This is a genomic window from Pseudomonas sp. ABa2 (assembly GCF_056676075.1).
Genome location: NZ_CM155239.1, coordinates 4,074,135 through 4,088,582 on the forward strand (window position 1 = coordinate 4,074,135; position 14,448 = coordinate 4,088,582).

Here is a 14,448-nt window from a genome sequence, read left to right on the forward strand (position 1 = left end):
AAAGTCGGTATGGTCGCGCGACTCAACCACCCTGGAGCCCATCATGCCCGCTGCCCCCGTTCTGTCCGGCCCGCAATACCTGCGCGAAGGCCTGAAGCTGGTGCTCAGCCCCGGCCTGCGCCTGTTCGTGCTGCTGCCGCTGACGGTCAACCTGATCCTCTTCGTCGCCTTGATCGGCGTCGCCGTGCAGCAGTTCGGCGGCTGGGTCGATGCCTTCATGCCCAGCCTGCCGAACTGGCTGAGCTTTCTCGAGTACCTGCTGTGGCCGCTGTTCGTGGTGCTGGTGCTGCTGATGGTGTTCTTCAGCTTCACCCTGCTGGCCAATATCATCGCCGCGCCGTTCAACGGTTTTCTCGCCGAGAAGGTCGAGGTGGTGGTGCGCGGCGAGGATCACTTCCCGCCCTTCAGCTGGGCCGAACTGGCGGCCATGGTGCCGCGCACCCTCGGCCGCGAGGCGCGCAAGCTGGCCTATTTCCTGCCGCGCGCCATCGCCCTGCTGATCCTGAGCTTCATCCCGGTGGTCAACCTGGTGGCCGCGCCGCTGTGGCTGCTGTTCGGCGTGTGGATGATGGCGGTGCAGTACATCGACTACCCGGCGGACAACAACAAGCTGAGCTGGCAGGACATGCTCGCCTGGCTGCGCGAAAAGCGCTGGCAGAGCCTGAGCTTCGGCGGCATCACCTACGCCGCGCTGCTGATTCCCTTCGTCAATATCCTCGTCATGCCGGCGGCGGTGGCCGGCGCCACGCTGTTCTGGGTGCGCGAACGCGGCGCAGAGCCCGTCACAAAACCGCAACCCTGACGTCACATGGGCTACATGGCGGCGGCCCAGACTGCCGTCATGAACCCGACCGCCCTGCAAATCACCCTGATCAGCGAAACCTACCCACCGGAAATCAACGGCGTGGCCAACACCCTCGGCCGCCTGGTCGAGGGCCTGCGCGGCCGCGGCCATCGCGTGCAGCTGGTGCGCCCGCGCCAGGCGACGGACCCGGCGCAGCCGCTGGACGCCGACCTGCTGCTGACCCGCGGCTGGCCGCTGCCCGGCTACCCCGGCCTGCAGTGGGGCCAGTCGGCGCTGCACAAGCTGCTGCGACGCTGGCAACGGCAACGCCCGGACGTGCTCTATATCGCCACCGAAGGCCCGCTCGGCCTGTCCGCCCTGCGCGCCGCCCGGCGTCTGGGCATCCCGGTGGTCAGCGGCTTTCATACCAACTTCCAGCAGTACACCGGGCACTACGGCGTCGGTCTGCTGACCCGCCTGCTGACCAACTACCTGCGCTGGTTCCACAACCGCTCGCAACTGACCCTGGTGCCCAGCGCCGGGCAGCAGATCGAGCTGCAGCGACGCGACTTCGAGCGCCTGGCCCTGCTCGCCCGCGGCGTCGACAGCCAGCTGTTCCACCCCAGCCGGCGCAGCGAGGCGCTGCGCGCCAGCTGGGGCCTGGGCCCGGACGAGCTGGCCGTGCTGCATGTCGGCCGCCTGGCCGCGGAGAAGAACCTCGGCCTGCTGGGCAAGGCCTTCGCCGCCCTGCAGGCGAGCCAGCCGCGCCGGCGCATGCGCCTGATCCTGGTGGGCGACGGCCCGCAGCGCGCCAGTCTCCAGGCGCAGCTGCCGGACGCGGTGTTCTGCGGCCTGCAACGCGGCGAGGCGCTGGCCGCGCACTATGCCTCGGGCGATTTGTTCCTGTTTCCCAGCCTGTCGGAGACCTTCGGCAACGTGGTGCTGGAAGCGCTGGCCTCGGGCCTCGGCGTGGTGGCCTACGACCAGGCCGCCGCCGCCCAGCATATTCACCACGGGCACAACGGCGCCCTCGCCCGCCCCGGCGACGAGCACGGCTTCTGCGAGGCGGCCTGCTGGTTGCTGGAAGACGACGAGACCCTGCGCCGGGTTCGCCTCAATGCCCGCCAGCACGCCGGCAGACAGGGCTGGGACGGCATCGTCCAGCTGTTCGAACAGCACCTGCGCGGCGCCCTGCAGGCACCGCCCAAGGTCGCCGACAGGGCTGGCGCGGCCGCAATCCGGGGCAAGGCGCCCGGGCCCTGAGCCCTGCCGGATTGCAGCCAGGCTAGGCATCCGAGGCGCACCCCGCCCCCTGCCAGCGGGCGTAAAAAAGCCCCGATGTGCCGGGGCTCGAAAGTGGGCGCCGCAGACCGGCGCCCGGGGAAGAAGCCTCAGACCAGCTGCATCAGCGCATCGCGGCTGAACGGCAGGATGTCGCCCTCGCGCCCTTCGCGCACCTTCAGCGCCCAGTCCGGGTCGACCAGCAGCGCGCGGCCCACCGCCACCAGGTCGAACTCCTGCTTGTGCAACCGCTCGAGCAGGTTGTCGATGCTGGCCGGCTCGGCGACCTTGTCGGTCTTGACCATGAACTGCAGGAACTCGCCGTCCAGGCCGACGCTGCCGACGGTGATGGTCGGCTTGCCGGTGAGCTGACGGGTCCAGCCGGCCAGGTTGAGGTCGCTGCCGGCGAACTCCGGCTCCCAGAAGCGCCGGGTCGAGCAGTGGAAGATATCCACGCCGGCCTCGGATAGCGGCTTGAGGAAGGCCTCCAGCTCCTCGGGGCTCTGCACCAGGCGGGCGCTGTAGTCCTGCTGCTTCCACTGCGAGAAGCGCAGGATGATCGGGAAGTCCGGGCCGACCGCGGCGCGCACCGCCTGGATCAGCTCGATGGCGAAGCGCGAGCGGCCGGCCAGGTCGCCACCGTACTCGTCCGTGCGCTGGTTGCAGCCTTCCCAGAAGAACTGGTCGATCAGGTAGCCGTGGGCGCCGTGGATCTCCACGCCGTCCATGCCGATGGCCTTGGCATCGCGCGCGGCCTGGGCGAAGGCGGCGATCACCTCGTCGATATCCTGTTTGCTCATGCCGTGTACCACGACATTGCCGTCCTTGAGCTTCTCCATCGGCCCGTAGCCCGGCACGCCGGCGTCCGGCTCGGTACCCAGGCGCCGCACGTTGCCCACGTGCCACAGCTGCGGAACTATCTTGCCGCCCTCTGCATGCACCGCCTCGACCACCTGCTTCCAGCCGGCCAGGGCGTCCTCGCCATAGAAGCGCGGCACGTTGGGGTAGCCGTTGGCGGCCTGGTGACCGACCGTGGTGCCCTCGGTGATGATCAGGCCGACGCCGGCGGCGGCGCGGCGGCGGTAGTACTCCACCACCTGGGCGTTGGGCACGCCGCCGGGGGAGAAGGAACGGGTCATCGGCGCCATCACCACGCGGGTCGGCAGCTCCAGGTTGCCGAGGCGGAAGGGGGCGAACAGGGCTTGTACGGGGGCGCTCATGGGGTCTCCTGGGGCCGGCCAACCGACCGGTCGTCTCGTTTCAAGGGTCAAGAAAAATCAGGCCTGCAGCAGACGCTCCAGGCGCAACACGAAAGCTTCCAGCGGCTGCAGGCTGCGGCCCACCTTGAGCCGCGCCAGCACGCCCTGCCAGGCGTTGGCGATAAAGATCGCGAGGTTGCCGCAGTCCTCGTCGGCGCTCAGCTCGCCGCTGGCGCGCGCCTGCTCCAGGCACTGACGGAGGATTTCCACCGAGGCCTGCTGGATGGCCTCCACTTCGGCGCCGATGGCCGGCAGCATCTCGCTCATTTCGAAACTCAGGCTGCCGATGAAGCAGTGGTACTGCGGCGAGTCCTGGCGGGTGAAGTGCGCCAGCAGGTCGCGGTAGTAGCCGAGGATGCGCGCCCGCGGGCTCAGCGCCGGGTTGCCCAGCGCCTGGGCATAACGCTCCAGCCGCGGGCGGTAGATAAAGGCCAGCGCCTGCAGGGCGAAGTCTTCCTTGCTGGCGAAGTAGTGATAGAAGCTGCCCTTGGGAATCCCGGCGGCCTGGACGATCTCCTGTACCCCGGTGCCGTGGTAGCCGCGACGGGTCATCACCGCCGAGCCCTTGCTCAGGATCAGGTCGCGCTTGTCGAGTCGAATGCTGTTCATGGCGCCGAGCATATGACCGGTCGTCTCGCTCGGCACAGCACTATTGATGATGGTGATTAAGAGCTACAAAAGCGCCGATTAGCGGAGATGGCGGGATGGCGGGATGGCGGGATGGCCGTAGGGTGGATATCGCTTTTTATATCCACCAGCACGGTGGATCGATAAAGCGCGATCCACCCTACGCGGCCGGGGTATCCCGACTCAGGGCTGCAGCCAGATCAGCGAGGCGAAACGCCCGGTGCGTGGGCTGCGCCGGTAGGAATAGAAACGCGGGTCGTTGTAGGTGCACAGGCCGCCGCCGCTGACCGCTGTCACGCCGATGGCGGCCAGGCGGATGCGCGCCAGCTGGTAGATATCGGCCATGTACTTGCCGGCATTGGTGCCGGGCACGAAGGCGCTTGCCGCTTCGCCGTGCTGGCGGACGAAGGCCTCGCGCACCTCGGCGCCGACCTCGAAGGCCGCCGGGCCGATGGCCGGGCCGAGCCAGACCAGCAGGTCCTCGGGCGCCACGTCGAGCGCCTGCACGGTGGCCTCCAGCACGCCGCCGGCCAGCCCGCGCCAGCCGGCATGGGCGGCGGCCACCCGAGTGCCGGCGCGGTCACAGAACAGCGCCGGCAGGCAGTCGGCGGTCATCGCGGTGCAGGCGATGCCGGGGGTGGCGGTCCAGCTGGCATCGGCCTCGGCGACCCGCGCCGGGTCGGCGGCGACCACCTGGATACCATGCACCTGGCGCAGCCAGGCCGGTTGGCAACCCAGCTGGCTGAGCAGGCGCTGACGGTTCTTGGCCACGGCGGCGGGGTCGTCGTCGACGTGCTCGCCGAGGTTGAGGCTGTAGAACGGCGCCGCGCTGACCCCGCCGCGGCGGGTGGTGACGCAGGCGCGCACCCTGGCCGGCGCGGGCCAGTCCGGGGTCAACCAGTCATGTGCCCAGGCGTTCACCCGACGAATGCCTCGCGGTCCTGGCGCAGCAGGGTGAGCAGCCAGACCAGGTCGTCCGGCAGCGGCGACTCCCACTTCATGCGCTTGCCGGTGGCCGGGTGGTCCAGCTCGAGGAAGCGCGCGTGCAGCGCCTGACGCGGGAATTCCTTGAGGCTCTGCACCAGGCTCGGGCTGGCCGCCGGCGGAATGCGGAAGCGCCCGGCATACACAGGGTCGCCCACCAGCGGGTAGCCGACGTGGCTCATGTGCACGCGAATCTGGTGGGTGCGCCCGGTTTCCAGCTTGACCCGCACGTGGGTGTGCGAGCGGTAGCGTTCCAGCACCCGGTAGTGGCTGACCGCCGGCTTGCCACCGTCGGTAACCGCCATGCGCTGGCGCTGCGCCGAGCTGCGGCCAATGGGCGCGTCGATGGTGCCGCCGGCGGTGATCACGCCGATGCAGATGCATTCGTAGATGCGGCTGACCGTGCGCTTCTGCAGCTGCTCGACCAGGATGGTCTGCGCCTGCAGGGTCTTGGCCACCACCATCAGGCCGGTGGTGTCCTTGTCCAGGCGGTGGACGATGCCGGCGCGCGGCACGTTGACGATGTCCGGCACGTGGTGCAGCAGGGCGTTGAGCAGGGTGCCGTCGGCGTGTCCGGCCGCGGGGTGGACGACCAGGCCAGCCGGCTTGTCGATCACCAGCAGGTGCTCGTCCTCGTAGACGATGTTCAGTTCGATGTCCTGCGCCAGCCACTCGCCCTGGGCTTCCTGCTCGGCGTCCAGCACCAGCTGCGCGCCGGCATGGACGATGTCGCGCGGGCGCGCCACGGCGCCGTCGACGGTCAGCCGGCCGTCCTTGATCCAGGCGGACAGGCGCGAGCGGGAGAACTCGCCGAACAGCTGCGCCGCCACCTGGTCGAGGCGCTGCCCGCCCTGTTCGAAGGGCACGGTGGCCTGGAGTTGGATCAGCTGTTTATTGATAGAAGTCATCTTCGGCAACGGCGGGAGCCCGGCCTTTGGTTTCGGCGACGGGCTTGTGGTTAAATACGGCGTCTTTGCCCCAGGGGAACCCAGGGGGCGCTCATCATAACAGGACGGCCGCGCGGCCGTCACAGGGACGCAAGCCGCCATGCAAGTGAGACACCTGCTGCTGATCGCCATCCTCGCCCTCACCGCCGCCTGTTCCTCGAAGCAGCCGGAGGTCGACGAAAACCTGAGCGAGGTGGAGCTGTACCAGCAGGCCCAGGCCGACCTGGACAACCGCAGCTACACCAGCGCCATCAGCAAGCTCAAGGCCCTGGAATCGCGCTACCCGTTCGGCCGCTACGCCGAGCAGGCGCAGCTGGAGCTGATCTACGCCTACTACAAGAACGTCGAGCCGGAGGCCGCCAAGTCCGCTGCCGAGCGTTTCATCCGCCTGCACCCGCAGCACGCCAACGTCGACTACGCCTACTACCTCAAGGGCCTGGCCTCCTTCGACCAGGACCGCGGCCTGCTGGCGCGCTTCCTGCCGCTGGACATGACCAAGCGCGACCCCGGCGCGGCGCGCGACTCCTACAACGAGTTCGCCCAGCTCACCAGCCGCTACCCCACCAGCCGCTACGCGCCGGACGCCAAGCAGCGCATGATCTACCTGCGCAACCTGCTGGCCGCCTACGAAGTGCACGTCGCCCACTACTACCTCAAGCGCCAGGCCTATGTCGCCGCCGCCAACCGCGGCCGCTACGTGGTGGAAAACTTCCAGGAAACCCCGGCGGTCGGCGACGGCCTGGCGATCATGACCGAGGCCTACCAGCGCCTGTCCCTCGACGACCTGGCCGCCACCAGCCTGGAAACCCTCAAGCTCAACTACCCCGACCACCCCAGCCTGGTCGACGGCCAGTTCGTGCCACGCGAGGAAGAGGCGGACAACCGCTCCTGGCTGGCCAAGGCCACCCTCGGCCTGATCGAGACCGACACCCCGCTGCCGCCAGGCGAAACCCGCGCCAGCCAGGACGTGATCCGTCAGTACGAAGATGCCGAGCAGCAGATTCCGGCCGAGCTGCAGCAGGACGCCGAGACCGGCGAGACCGAAAAGAAGCGTTCGATCTGGAGCTACCTGACCTTCGGCCTGTTCGACTGATCGCCACGCCCGCATAGAAGGGAGGCCACGGCCTCCCTTTTTTATTGCCCGGAATCAGCGCACAGCCTGCCACCCGGCCCCTGTGCCGATGGCCGCGGCTTGGCTAAACTGCCGGCTTTAACCGACTAAAGAGCACACCATGGGCCTGTTCCGCCTGCTGTTCTGGATCGCCGTGATCTTCGCCGCGATCTGGATCTGGCGCCGCTTCGTCAGCAAACCGAAACGCCCGCGTCCGCGCGAGGACGCCGCCGCGCCCATGGTGCGCTGCGCCCACTGCGGCGTGCACGTGCCGCAAAGCCAGGCACTGAGCCAGGATCAGCGCTGGTACTGCAGCCAGGCCCACCTCGAACAAGGCCCGCACGCCGGTGATCGCTGACGCCAGCGTCCTCGACAGTACGCAGGGGCGGCGCATCCTCAGGCTCTACCACTTCTATCGCCTGAGCATCGGCCTGGCGCTGATCCTGCTGATCTCCAGCAACCTCGACGAGCAACTGCTCGACGTGATGCATATCGAGCTGTTTCGCACCGGCAGCTGGGTCTACCTGATCCTCAACATCTTCATCGCCGTGCTGGTGCAGAAGCCCAGGCACCTGATGCAGCTGTTCAGCCTGGCGCTGGTCGACGTGATCTTCCTCTCCGGCCTGTTCTACGCTGCCGGCGGCACGCCCAGCGGCATCGGCAACCTGCTGGTGGTGGCGGTGGCCATCGCCAATATCCTGCTGCGCGGACGCATCGGCCTGCTGATCGCCGCCGTCGCCGCGATGGCGCTGATCTACCTGACCTTCTACCTCAGCCTCAACCGCCCGGCCGCCGCCGCGCAGTACGTGCAGGCCGGCGCCCTCGGCGCACTGTGCTTCGCCGGCGCGCTGTTCATCCAGGGCATCACCCGCCGCCTGCAGGTCAGCGAAAACCTCGCCGAACAGCGCGCCGCCGACGTGGCCAACCTGGAAGAGCTCAACGCGCAGATCCTCCAGCGCATGCGCACCGGCATCCTGGTGCTCGACACCCAGCACCGCGTGCTGCTGGCCAATCAGGGCGCCACCCAGTTGCTAGGGCGCGGCGAACTGACCGGCAAGATCATCGACCCGCACTGCCCCGAGCTGGTCAAGCGCCTGCAGCAGTGGCTGCACAACCCCACCCTGCGCCCCGACAACCTGCAGGCCCAGCCCGACGGCCCGGTGCTGCAGCCCAGCTTCATTTCCCTGCAGCGCGGCGAGCAGCAGCACATCCTGGTGTTTCTCGACGACATCTCGCAGATCGCCCAGCAGGCGCAGCAGCTCAAGCTGGCCTCCCTGGGAAGACTGACCGCCGGCATCGCCCACGAGATTCGCAACCCGCTCGGCGCCATCAGCCACGCCGCGCAGCTGCTGCAGGAGTCGGAAGAGCTGCAGGGCCCGGACCAGCGCCTGGCGCAGATCATCCAGGATCACTCCAAGCGCATGAACCTGGTGATCGAGAACGTCCTGCAGCTGTCGCGCCGGCGCCAGGCCGAGCCGCAACTGCTCGACCTGAAATACTGGTTGCACCGCTTCGCCAGCGAGTTCCGCAGCTCGGCGCCGGCGGACCGGCAGATCCACCTGGAGACCCAGGGTGGCAGCCTGCAGACGCGCATGGACCCGCACCAGCTGACCCAGGTGCTGACCAACCTGGTGCAGAATGGCCTGCGCTACAGCGCCAAGCAGCACAAGATCGGCCAGGTCTGGCTGCGCCTGTTCCGCGACGAGGCCAGCGACCTGCCGGTGCTGGAAATCCTCGACGACGGCCCCGGCGTGCCACCCGAGCAGGAGCAGCACATCTTCGAGCCCTTCTACACCACCGAGAACAAGGGCACGGGCCTGGGCCTGTATATTTCCCGCGAGCTGTGCCAGGGCAACCAGGCACGCCTCGACTACAAACCCCGCGAAGGTGGCGGCAGCTGCTTTCGCATCACCTTCGCCCACCCGCGCAAACTGAGCTGACCATGACCCGCCAGAGAGCCTTGATCGTCGACGACGAACCGGACATCCGCGAACTGCTGGAAATCACCCTCGGCCGGATGAAGCTGGACACGCGCAGCGCGCGCAACGTCAAGGAAGCGCGCGAGTGGCTGGCACGCGAACCCTTCGACCTGTGCCTGACCGACATGCGCCTGCCCGACGGCACCGGCCTCGACCTGGTGCAGCACATCCAGCAGCGCCACCCGCAGGTGCCGGTGGCGATGATCACCGCCTACGGCAGCCTGGACACCGCGATCAACGCGCTCAAGGCCGGCGCCTTCGACTTCGTCACCAAGCCGGTGGACCTCGGCCGGCTGCGCGAACTGGTCGCCACCGCCCTGCGCATCCGCTCTCCCGAGGGCGAGGACGCGCCGGTGGACAACCGCCTGCTCGGCGACTCGCCGCCGATGAAGGCGCTGCGCAAGCAGATCCAGAAACTCGCCCGCAGTCAGGCGCCGGTCTATATCAGCGGCGAGTCGGGCAGCGGCAAGGAACTGGTGGCGCGGCTGATTCACGAACAGGGCCCGCGCGCCGAGCAGCCGTTCGTCCCGGTCAACTGCGGCGCCATCCCCTCGGAGCTGATGGAGAGCGAGTTCTTCGGCCACAAGAAAGGCAGCTTCACCGGCGCCATCGAGGACAAGCAGGGCCTGTTCCAGGCCGCCAACGGCGGCACCCTGTTCCTCGACGAAGTGGCCGACCTGCCGCTGCCGATGCAGGTCAAGCTGCTGCGCGCGATCCAGGAGAAGGCCGTGCGCGCCGTCGGCGGCCAGCAGGAAGTGGTGGTGGACGTGCGCATCCTCTGCGCCACGCACAAGGACCTGGCCGCCGAAGTCGCCGCCGGGCGCTTCCGTCAGGACCTCTACTACCGCCTCAACGTCATCGAACTGCGCGTACCGCCGCTACGCGAGCGTCGCGAGGACATCGCCCAGCTGGCCACGGTGATGCTCGCGCGCCTGGCCGACGGCAGCGGCCTGGCCGCCGCCAAGCTGCAGCCCGAGGCGCTGGAGAAGCTGAAGAACTACCGCTTCCCGGGCAACGTGCGCGAACTGGAGAACATGCTCGAACGCGCCTACACCCTGTGCGAGGACGACCAGATCAGCGCCGCCGACCTGCGCCTGGCCGACGCCGCAGGCCCGAGCGGCGAGGCCGGCGAAACCAGCCTGGCGCAGATCGACAACCTGGAGGACTACCTCGAAGGCATCGAACGCAAGCTGATCATGCAGGCCCTGGAAGAAACCCGCTGGAACCGCACCGCCGCCGCCCAACGCCTGGGCCTGACGTTCCGCTCGATGCGCTACCGCCTGAAGAAACTGGGGATCGACTAGGACACACAGCGTTCCGTAGGGCGGATGTCGCTGTTTACATCCACCAAAGCGCGGGATCGATACCGCATGCCGCTGGCCAAGCTAGCCCAACCGCCCCGCCGGCGCATAGGGCGCCGGATCGATGATCGGTTCGCGCCCCAGCAGCAGATCGGCCAGCAGGCGGCAGGACGCCGGTGCCAGCACCAGGCCGTTGCGGTAATGCCCGCAATTGAGCCACAGCCCGGGATACGCAGGCACCTCGCCGATAAAGGGAATACCCTCCGGCGAACCCGGCCGCAGACCGGCCCAATGGCCGACCACCTCGGCCTCCTTCAAGGCCGGCAACAGCGTCTCCGCCGAATCCTTCAGACTGGCCAGGGCCACCTCGGTCGGCGTCTTGTCGAAGCCGGCATGCTCCAGGGTGCTGCCCACCAGGATATGGCCGTCGCGTCGCGGGATCGCGTAGCGCCCGCCGGCCAATACCATGCTCGGCAGAAAGTCCGCGGCGCACTTGTAGAGGATCATCTGGCCCTTGACCGGCTGCACCGGCAGGTCGATCCCCAGGCTCTTGAGCAACTCGCCGCTCCAGGCCCCGGCGGCCAGCACCACACGCTCCGCGCGAATCTCGCCGTCGGCCGTGGCGACGCCACGGATCCGCCCACCTTCCTGAATGAAGCCACCGACCGCACACTGCTCGCGCAACTGCACCTTGGGCATCGCCAGCAGCGCCGCGCGCAGCGCCTTGACCAGCCGCGGGTTACGCACATTGGCCACCCCCGGCATATGGATGGCGCGCGCAAAGCCCGCTCCCAGCGCCGGCACCCGGGCATGCACCTCGGTGATCTCCACCGCCCGTAACACCCGCCCCTCGCGCGCCGCCCAGGCCAGCGCCTCGGCCTCGTCGTCCAGATCCAGCCAGTACAGGCCGGTGACATGCACCTCGGGGTCGATCCCGGTCGCCGCCAGCAACTGCTCGCCGAGCCCCGGATAGAAATCCTGCGACCAATGCGCCAACGCCGTCACCGCCGCGCCGTAACGCCAGGGATAGAGCGGCGAAACGATGCCGCCGCCGGCCCAGGAGGATTCAGTGCCGACACCTTGGCGATCCAGAAGCAGTACTTCTTCGCCCGCCATAGCCAACATGTTGGCAGACAGCAACCCCAAAGCCCCCCCTCCGACTATTACCGTGCTCCCCACATAGCCCCCAATTTGCCAAGACTGTTAATAACTACTAAACCCTTACCTGTGCCAGGAAGGCACCCAGCAAAACGTAAGGGACTATACCGATGAAACAACGTACACAGTTGGCATTCAGCCTGTATGAGCTTCTGGTCGCACTGGCGCTTGTCAGTATCGGCACATCCATGGCAGTACCAGCCCTCTCGGCGCTACAGCAAAAAAGTGAACGCGAGGCCCTGCGCAACCACCTACATGCCTCTCTCCATTACGCCCGGCTACAGGCCGTACTCCGCAGGACATCCGTAGAATTGTGCGGCTCACTGAATGGCGCGACCTGTGGCCGCGACTGGAGTCAGGGCTGGCGCATGCAGTTCACACGCACACCGGAACAAGTCCTACAAATCCAGCAGCATCGCAGTTCGACACCCCTCTACTGGGCCGGCTTCGATCCCCGCATTCGCTTCCACGCCAATGGCACCAGTCCCGCCAGCAACGGCCGCTTCTTTCAGTGCAAAGGCAAGGAGATCGCCTGGCAACTGATCCTCAATAGACAAGGACGAGTTCGCCTCGCAAGCACTGCGGAAAACCTGGCGGAAGCCCATCGATGCCGCGGCTGAAACTCTGCCGCAACCAGTCATCCGCTCCAGTCAGCCAGCTGTCATGCCATAGCAGACAGACAGGGGACGCTATCGCAGTATTCGCTCGGACGTCCCCAAGGAGCACACCATGTCACACCACCCTGACATGCGAGGATTCAGCCTGATCGAACTGATGATCGTTCTTGCCTTGCTGGCTATCGCAGTGGGCATCGCAATACCTAACTTCGCCCGCCTGGTCGCCAACAACCAGATCGAGGCACAGGCGCAGACGCTCAACAGTCTGCTGCAGTTCGCTCGTTCGCAGGCGGTGGTGCGCCGCACCTCTATCAGACTGCGCAACAGCAATAACGACTGGATCGTCGAGAACGCTACGGATGCCACCGCGCTGCGCCAGGAGACCTTTAACCCGGACCACGCCAGTGTCGCCAGCAGCCTGGCGCCGATCACGCTCACCTTTACCGCAAACGGCTCGGCCGAGGCTGCAAGCTTCGTTGTTTGCCGCGACGATAACCCAGCCTTCGCCTATCGAATTGAGGTTCAGCCCAGCGGCAGTACGCGCCTGATGCCGCGAGGCAAGGACGACCAGGGCAACGATTTGGGAGACTGCCAACCATGACCCTGCGCAATACGCAAAGCGGCTTCAGCCTGATCGAAGTGCTGGTCACATTATTGCTACTGACCGTCGGCATGCTCGGTCTAGTAGCCATGCAAGGACGTGGCATCCAATTCACCTCGGACTCGGTGGCGCGCAACAACGCCGTCATGCTGGCAACCGAGATCATGGAGAAAATCCGCGCCAATCCGGACGCCCGCGATGACTACCTGATCGACCAGCTCGCAGCCGATGGCGAATGCGAGGGCGGCCAGGTGGACGCAACCGACGTAGCCGAACAGCTCACCTGCTGGAGCGAGAAGGCACGTATGTTGATGCCCGGAACGGCGGGCGACGATGACGACGCCGTAGCCGTGCGCAACGCTTTCTACGTTTGTCGCTCGGTGCAACCAGGGGTCTGCGCCGCCGGTGCCGGCTCGACCGTCGAAGTTCAGGTGGCCTGGCGCTCCAATGGTGAAAGCTGTGGCAATGGCGCCGATCCTTTCATCTGTACCTTGCGTCTGCGCGGAGAGCTATGACCATGCACAAGCAATACGGTCTTTCTATTATCGAGATGATGGTTGCCCTGCTGATTAGCAGCTTCCTGATCATCGGCATCACCCAGGTGTATCTGGATAACCGCGAAAACACCCTGTTTCAGCAAAGTCAGGGGCAAAATATCGAAAGCGCGCGCTTCTCCATCCTGCTGCTGGAGCAAACGCTGGCCAAGACCGGCTACCGCCGTCGTCCCGACGAAACCATGGAGGCGGCCTTCCCTTCGATAAGTGGTGGCGCTTGTGACGGGATGGCTGCGGGGCAAGTGGTGAAACGAGTGAGCGCTAGCTCATTCTGCATTCGGTATCAACCCGCCTTCCCCAACGCTCGCACTTGTAGCGGCGACAATATCGCCAACATTCCAGCAAACCCTTACATAGATGGAGAACCGGTGACCGAGTTCTTCGAACTCACCGACGGTGATCTCACTTGCAATGGCCAAACCATTGCCACCGGAATTGCGGGACTGGGCTTTGACTATGGCGTGAACTATAGCGAAGAAAAGCGCATCACCGAATACGTTCCTGAGCCTGCCGAGAACGCGAATATTCGTGCTGTGCAGTTCTCCGTTATGGCTGCAAGTCCGACCGAAATCAGCAAGAGTGCCGGCAGCCACGTTTATGAATATTGGTTCGGCAACCAACCTAACGACAAGCGTCTCTACACCATGCTATCCAGCAGCGCCAGCATGAGGAATCTGATGCCATGACACAGAATCGCCACCAACTTCTGGGACAACGACGCCAGCAACAAGGTATTAGCCTACTGATTGCATTGGTATTTCTGCTTATCATCACCGTCCTGGCTATCGCCAATATGCGCGAGGTCAGTCTGGAGTCACGGATCACCGGCAACATGATCGAAAGTAAGCAATTACTGAATGTCGCCGACTCCACGCTTCGCGATGGTGAGCGGCGAGTGATTGAATTCGGCCCACAGGAACCCACCGCCGATTGTGCAGGCCTAGCCCCGAAGAAACTCTGCCTGCTCAAACGCAACCCTACCTATGCAATCAATGCAACAGACGCACAAATTTACTCGCCGAATGACGGCACCGAACTCTACGGCACCGCTCAGTGGTATGCACAGATAGCTCCGGGGGGCGAACTACAGGGCGAATCCGAAAACCCGGAATATGGCAACATGCTGCTGGGCATTGGCGTATTCCGCTATGAAATTAATGGCATCGCCGAAAACAACAGTATCAGCAGCGCAGCTCGCTCAACTGTAGCCCTGAATTCAAAGGGCCTGATCGAGAAAAACTAAGT

At 66.0% G+C, this 14,448-nt stretch carries 16 protein-coding genes; 11 read left to right on the forward strand and 5 right to left on the reverse strand.

Features of this window, described 5'->3' with window-relative positions; translation table 11 throughout:
* Positions 1 to 43 precede the first annotated feature (43 nt).
* Both cysZ and AC1G9C_RS19920 read left to right on the forward strand, forming a co-directional pair.
* Complete coding sequence (cysZ, locus tag AC1G9C_RS19915; protein WP_480408585.1) at positions 44 to 802, forward strand: sulfate transporter CysZ; 759 nt, start codon at positions 44 to 46, stop codon at positions 800 to 802.
* Between the two features lie 15 nt (positions 803 to 817).
* Complete coding sequence (locus tag AC1G9C_RS19920) at positions 818 to 2,047, forward strand: glycosyltransferase family 4 protein (RefSeq protein WP_457789176.1); 1,230 nt, start codon at positions 818 to 820, stop codon at positions 2,045 to 2,047.
* Between the two features lie 128 nt (positions 2,048 to 2,175).
* Here AC1G9C_RS19920 and AC1G9C_RS19925 read toward each other — a convergent pair whose 3' ends face one another.
* The 4 genes from AC1G9C_RS19925 to rluD form a co-directional block, all read right to left on the reverse strand.
* Positions 2,176 to 3,285 (reverse strand): NADH:flavin oxidoreductase, encoded by a 1,110-nt coding sequence (locus tag AC1G9C_RS19925; protein ID WP_480408586.1) that lies wholly within the window; start codon positions 3,283 to 3,285, stop codon positions 2,176 to 2,178.
* 57 nt (positions 3,286 to 3,342) lie between these two features.
* A complete protein-coding gene (locus AC1G9C_RS19930; protein ID WP_480408587.1) occupies positions 3,343 to 3,933 on the reverse strand; it encodes a TetR/AcrR family transcriptional regulator in 591 nt (196 codons plus the stop codon).
* A 201-nt stretch (positions 3,934 to 4,134) separates the two neighbouring features.
* The gene (pgeF, locus tag AC1G9C_RS19935) at positions 4,135 to 4,872 is read right to left on the reverse strand and encodes a peptidoglycan editing factor PgeF (protein ID WP_480408588.1); all 738 of its coding nucleotides are present in this window, start codon (positions 4,870 to 4,872) and stop codon (positions 4,135 to 4,137) included.
* On the reverse strand, positions 4,869 to 5,843 hold the full coding sequence (gene rluD / locus AC1G9C_RS19940; protein ID WP_021441728.1) for a 23S rRNA pseudouridine(1911/1915/1917) synthase RluD: 975 nt from the start codon (positions 5,841 to 5,843) through the stop codon (positions 4,869 to 4,871). The genes pgeF and rluD overlap by 4 nt, the downstream gene beginning before the upstream one ends.
* A 139-nt stretch (positions 5,844 to 5,982) precedes the next feature.
* On the opposite strand from rluD, the gene AC1G9C_RS19945 reads away from it, so the two are divergent.
* From AC1G9C_RS19945 to AC1G9C_RS19960, 4 genes are all read left to right on the forward strand, one after another.
* Entirely contained in the window at positions 5,983 to 6,975 is a 993-nt protein-coding gene (locus AC1G9C_RS19945) for an outer membrane protein assembly factor BamD (RefSeq protein ID WP_021441729.1), read from the forward strand.
* A 139-nt stretch (positions 6,976 to 7,114) separates the two neighbouring features.
* Positions 7,115 to 7,351: a PP0621 family protein gene (locus AC1G9C_RS19950; protein WP_021441730.1), complete on the forward strand. Its 237-nt coding sequence runs from the start codon at positions 7,115 to 7,117 to the stop codon at positions 7,349 to 7,351.
* Complete coding sequence (locus AC1G9C_RS19955) at positions 7,341 to 8,933, forward strand: sensor histidine kinase (protein WP_480408589.1); 1,593 nt, start codon at positions 7,341 to 7,343, stop codon at positions 8,931 to 8,933. Before AC1G9C_RS19950 ends, AC1G9C_RS19955 begins: the two co-directional genes overlap by 11 nt.
* A 2-nt stretch (positions 8,934 to 8,935) precedes the next feature.
* The gene (locus tag AC1G9C_RS19960; protein WP_457789164.1) at positions 8,936 to 10,276 is read left to right on the forward strand and encodes a sigma-54-dependent transcriptional regulator; all 1,341 of its coding nucleotides are present in this window, start codon (positions 8,936 to 8,938) and stop codon (positions 10,274 to 10,276) included.
* Between the two features lie 81 nt (positions 10,277 to 10,357).
* Here AC1G9C_RS19960 and AC1G9C_RS19965 read toward each other — a convergent pair whose 3' ends face one another.
* Complete coding sequence (locus AC1G9C_RS19965) at positions 10,358 to 11,398, reverse strand: NAD(P)/FAD-dependent oxidoreductase (RefSeq protein ID WP_480408590.1); 1,041 nt, start codon at positions 11,396 to 11,398, stop codon at positions 10,358 to 10,360.
* A 143-nt stretch (positions 11,399 to 11,541) separates the two neighbouring features.
* On the opposite strand from AC1G9C_RS19965, the gene AC1G9C_RS19970 reads away from it, so the two are divergent.
* The 5 genes from AC1G9C_RS19970 (at position 11,542) to AC1G9C_RS19990 (ending at position 14,446) form a co-directional block, all read left to right on the forward strand.
* Entirely contained in the window at positions 11,542 to 12,051 is a 510-nt protein-coding gene (locus AC1G9C_RS19970) for a GspH/FimT family pseudopilin (protein ID WP_480408591.1), read from the forward strand.
* Positions 12,052 to 12,160: 109 nt separating this feature from the next.
* Complete coding sequence (locus tag AC1G9C_RS19975; RefSeq protein ID WP_480408592.1) at positions 12,161 to 12,649, forward strand: GspH/FimT family pseudopilin; 489 nt, start codon at positions 12,161 to 12,163, stop codon at positions 12,647 to 12,649.
* Positions 12,646 to 13,164, forward strand: coding sequence for a type IV pilus modification protein PilV (pilV, locus tag AC1G9C_RS19980; protein WP_480408593.1), 519 nt, complete (start codon positions 12,646 to 12,648; stop codon positions 13,162 to 13,164). Before AC1G9C_RS19975 ends, pilV begins: the two co-directional genes overlap by 4 nt.
* 2 nt (positions 13,165 to 13,166) lie before the next feature.
* Positions 13,167 to 13,889 (forward strand): prepilin-type N-terminal cleavage/methylation domain-containing protein, encoded by a 723-nt coding sequence (locus AC1G9C_RS19985; protein ID WP_480408594.1) that lies wholly within the window; start codon positions 13,167 to 13,169, stop codon positions 13,887 to 13,889.
* Positions 13,886 to 14,446, forward strand: a complete 561-nt coding sequence (locus AC1G9C_RS19990) for a pilus assembly PilX family protein (RefSeq protein ID WP_480408595.1) — start codon at positions 13,886 to 13,888, stop codon at positions 14,444 to 14,446. The genes AC1G9C_RS19985 and AC1G9C_RS19990 overlap by 4 nt, the downstream gene beginning before the upstream one ends.
* The last annotated feature ends 2 nt before the right edge of the window (positions 14,447 to 14,448 follow it).

Coding starts and splice junctions, on each gene's coding strand:
- cysZ (WP_480408585.1), top strand. CDS start 44: ATGCCCGCTGCCCCCGTTCTGTCCGGCCCGCAATACCTGCGCGAAGGC.
- AC1G9C_RS19920 (WP_457789176.1), top strand. CDS start 818: ATGGCGGCGGCCCAGACTGCCGTCATGAACCCGACCGCCCTGCAAATC.
- AC1G9C_RS19925 (WP_480408586.1), bottom strand. CDS start 3,285: ATGAGCGCCCCCGTACAAGCCCTGTTCGCCCCCTTCCGCCTCGGCAAC.
- AC1G9C_RS19930 (WP_480408587.1), bottom strand. CDS start 3,933: ATGAACAGCATTCGACTCGACAAGCGCGACCTGATCCTGAGCAAGGGC.
- rluD (WP_021441728.1), bottom strand. CDS start 5,843: ATGACTTCTATCAATAAACAGCTGATCCAACTCCAGGCCACCGTGCCC.
- AC1G9C_RS19945 (WP_021441729.1), top strand. CDS start 5,983: ATGCAAGTGAGACACCTGCTGCTGATCGCCATCCTCGCCCTCACCGCC.
- AC1G9C_RS19950 (WP_021441730.1), top strand. CDS start 7,115: ATGGGCCTGTTCCGCCTGCTGTTCTGGATCGCCGTGATCTTCGCCGCG.
- AC1G9C_RS19960 (WP_457789164.1), top strand. CDS start 8,936: ATGACCCGCCAGAGAGCCTTGATCGTCGACGACGAACCGGACATCCGC.
- AC1G9C_RS19965 (WP_480408590.1), bottom strand. CDS start 11,398: ATGTTGGCTATGGCGGGCGAAGAAGTACTGCTTCTGGATCGCCAAGGT.
- AC1G9C_RS19970 (WP_480408591.1), top strand. CDS start 11,542: ATGAAACAACGTACACAGTTGGCATTCAGCCTGTATGAGCTTCTGGTC.
- AC1G9C_RS19975 (WP_480408592.1), top strand. CDS start 12,161: ATGTCACACCACCCTGACATGCGAGGATTCAGCCTGATCGAACTGATG.
- pilV (WP_480408593.1), top strand. CDS start 12,646: ATGACCCTGCGCAATACGCAAAGCGGCTTCAGCCTGATCGAAGTGCTG.
- AC1G9C_RS19985 (WP_480408594.1), top strand. CDS start 13,167: ATGCACAAGCAATACGGTCTTTCTATTATCGAGATGATGGTTGCCCTG.
- AC1G9C_RS19990 (WP_480408595.1), top strand. CDS start 13,886: ATGACACAGAATCGCCACCAACTTCTGGGACAACGACGCCAGCAACAA.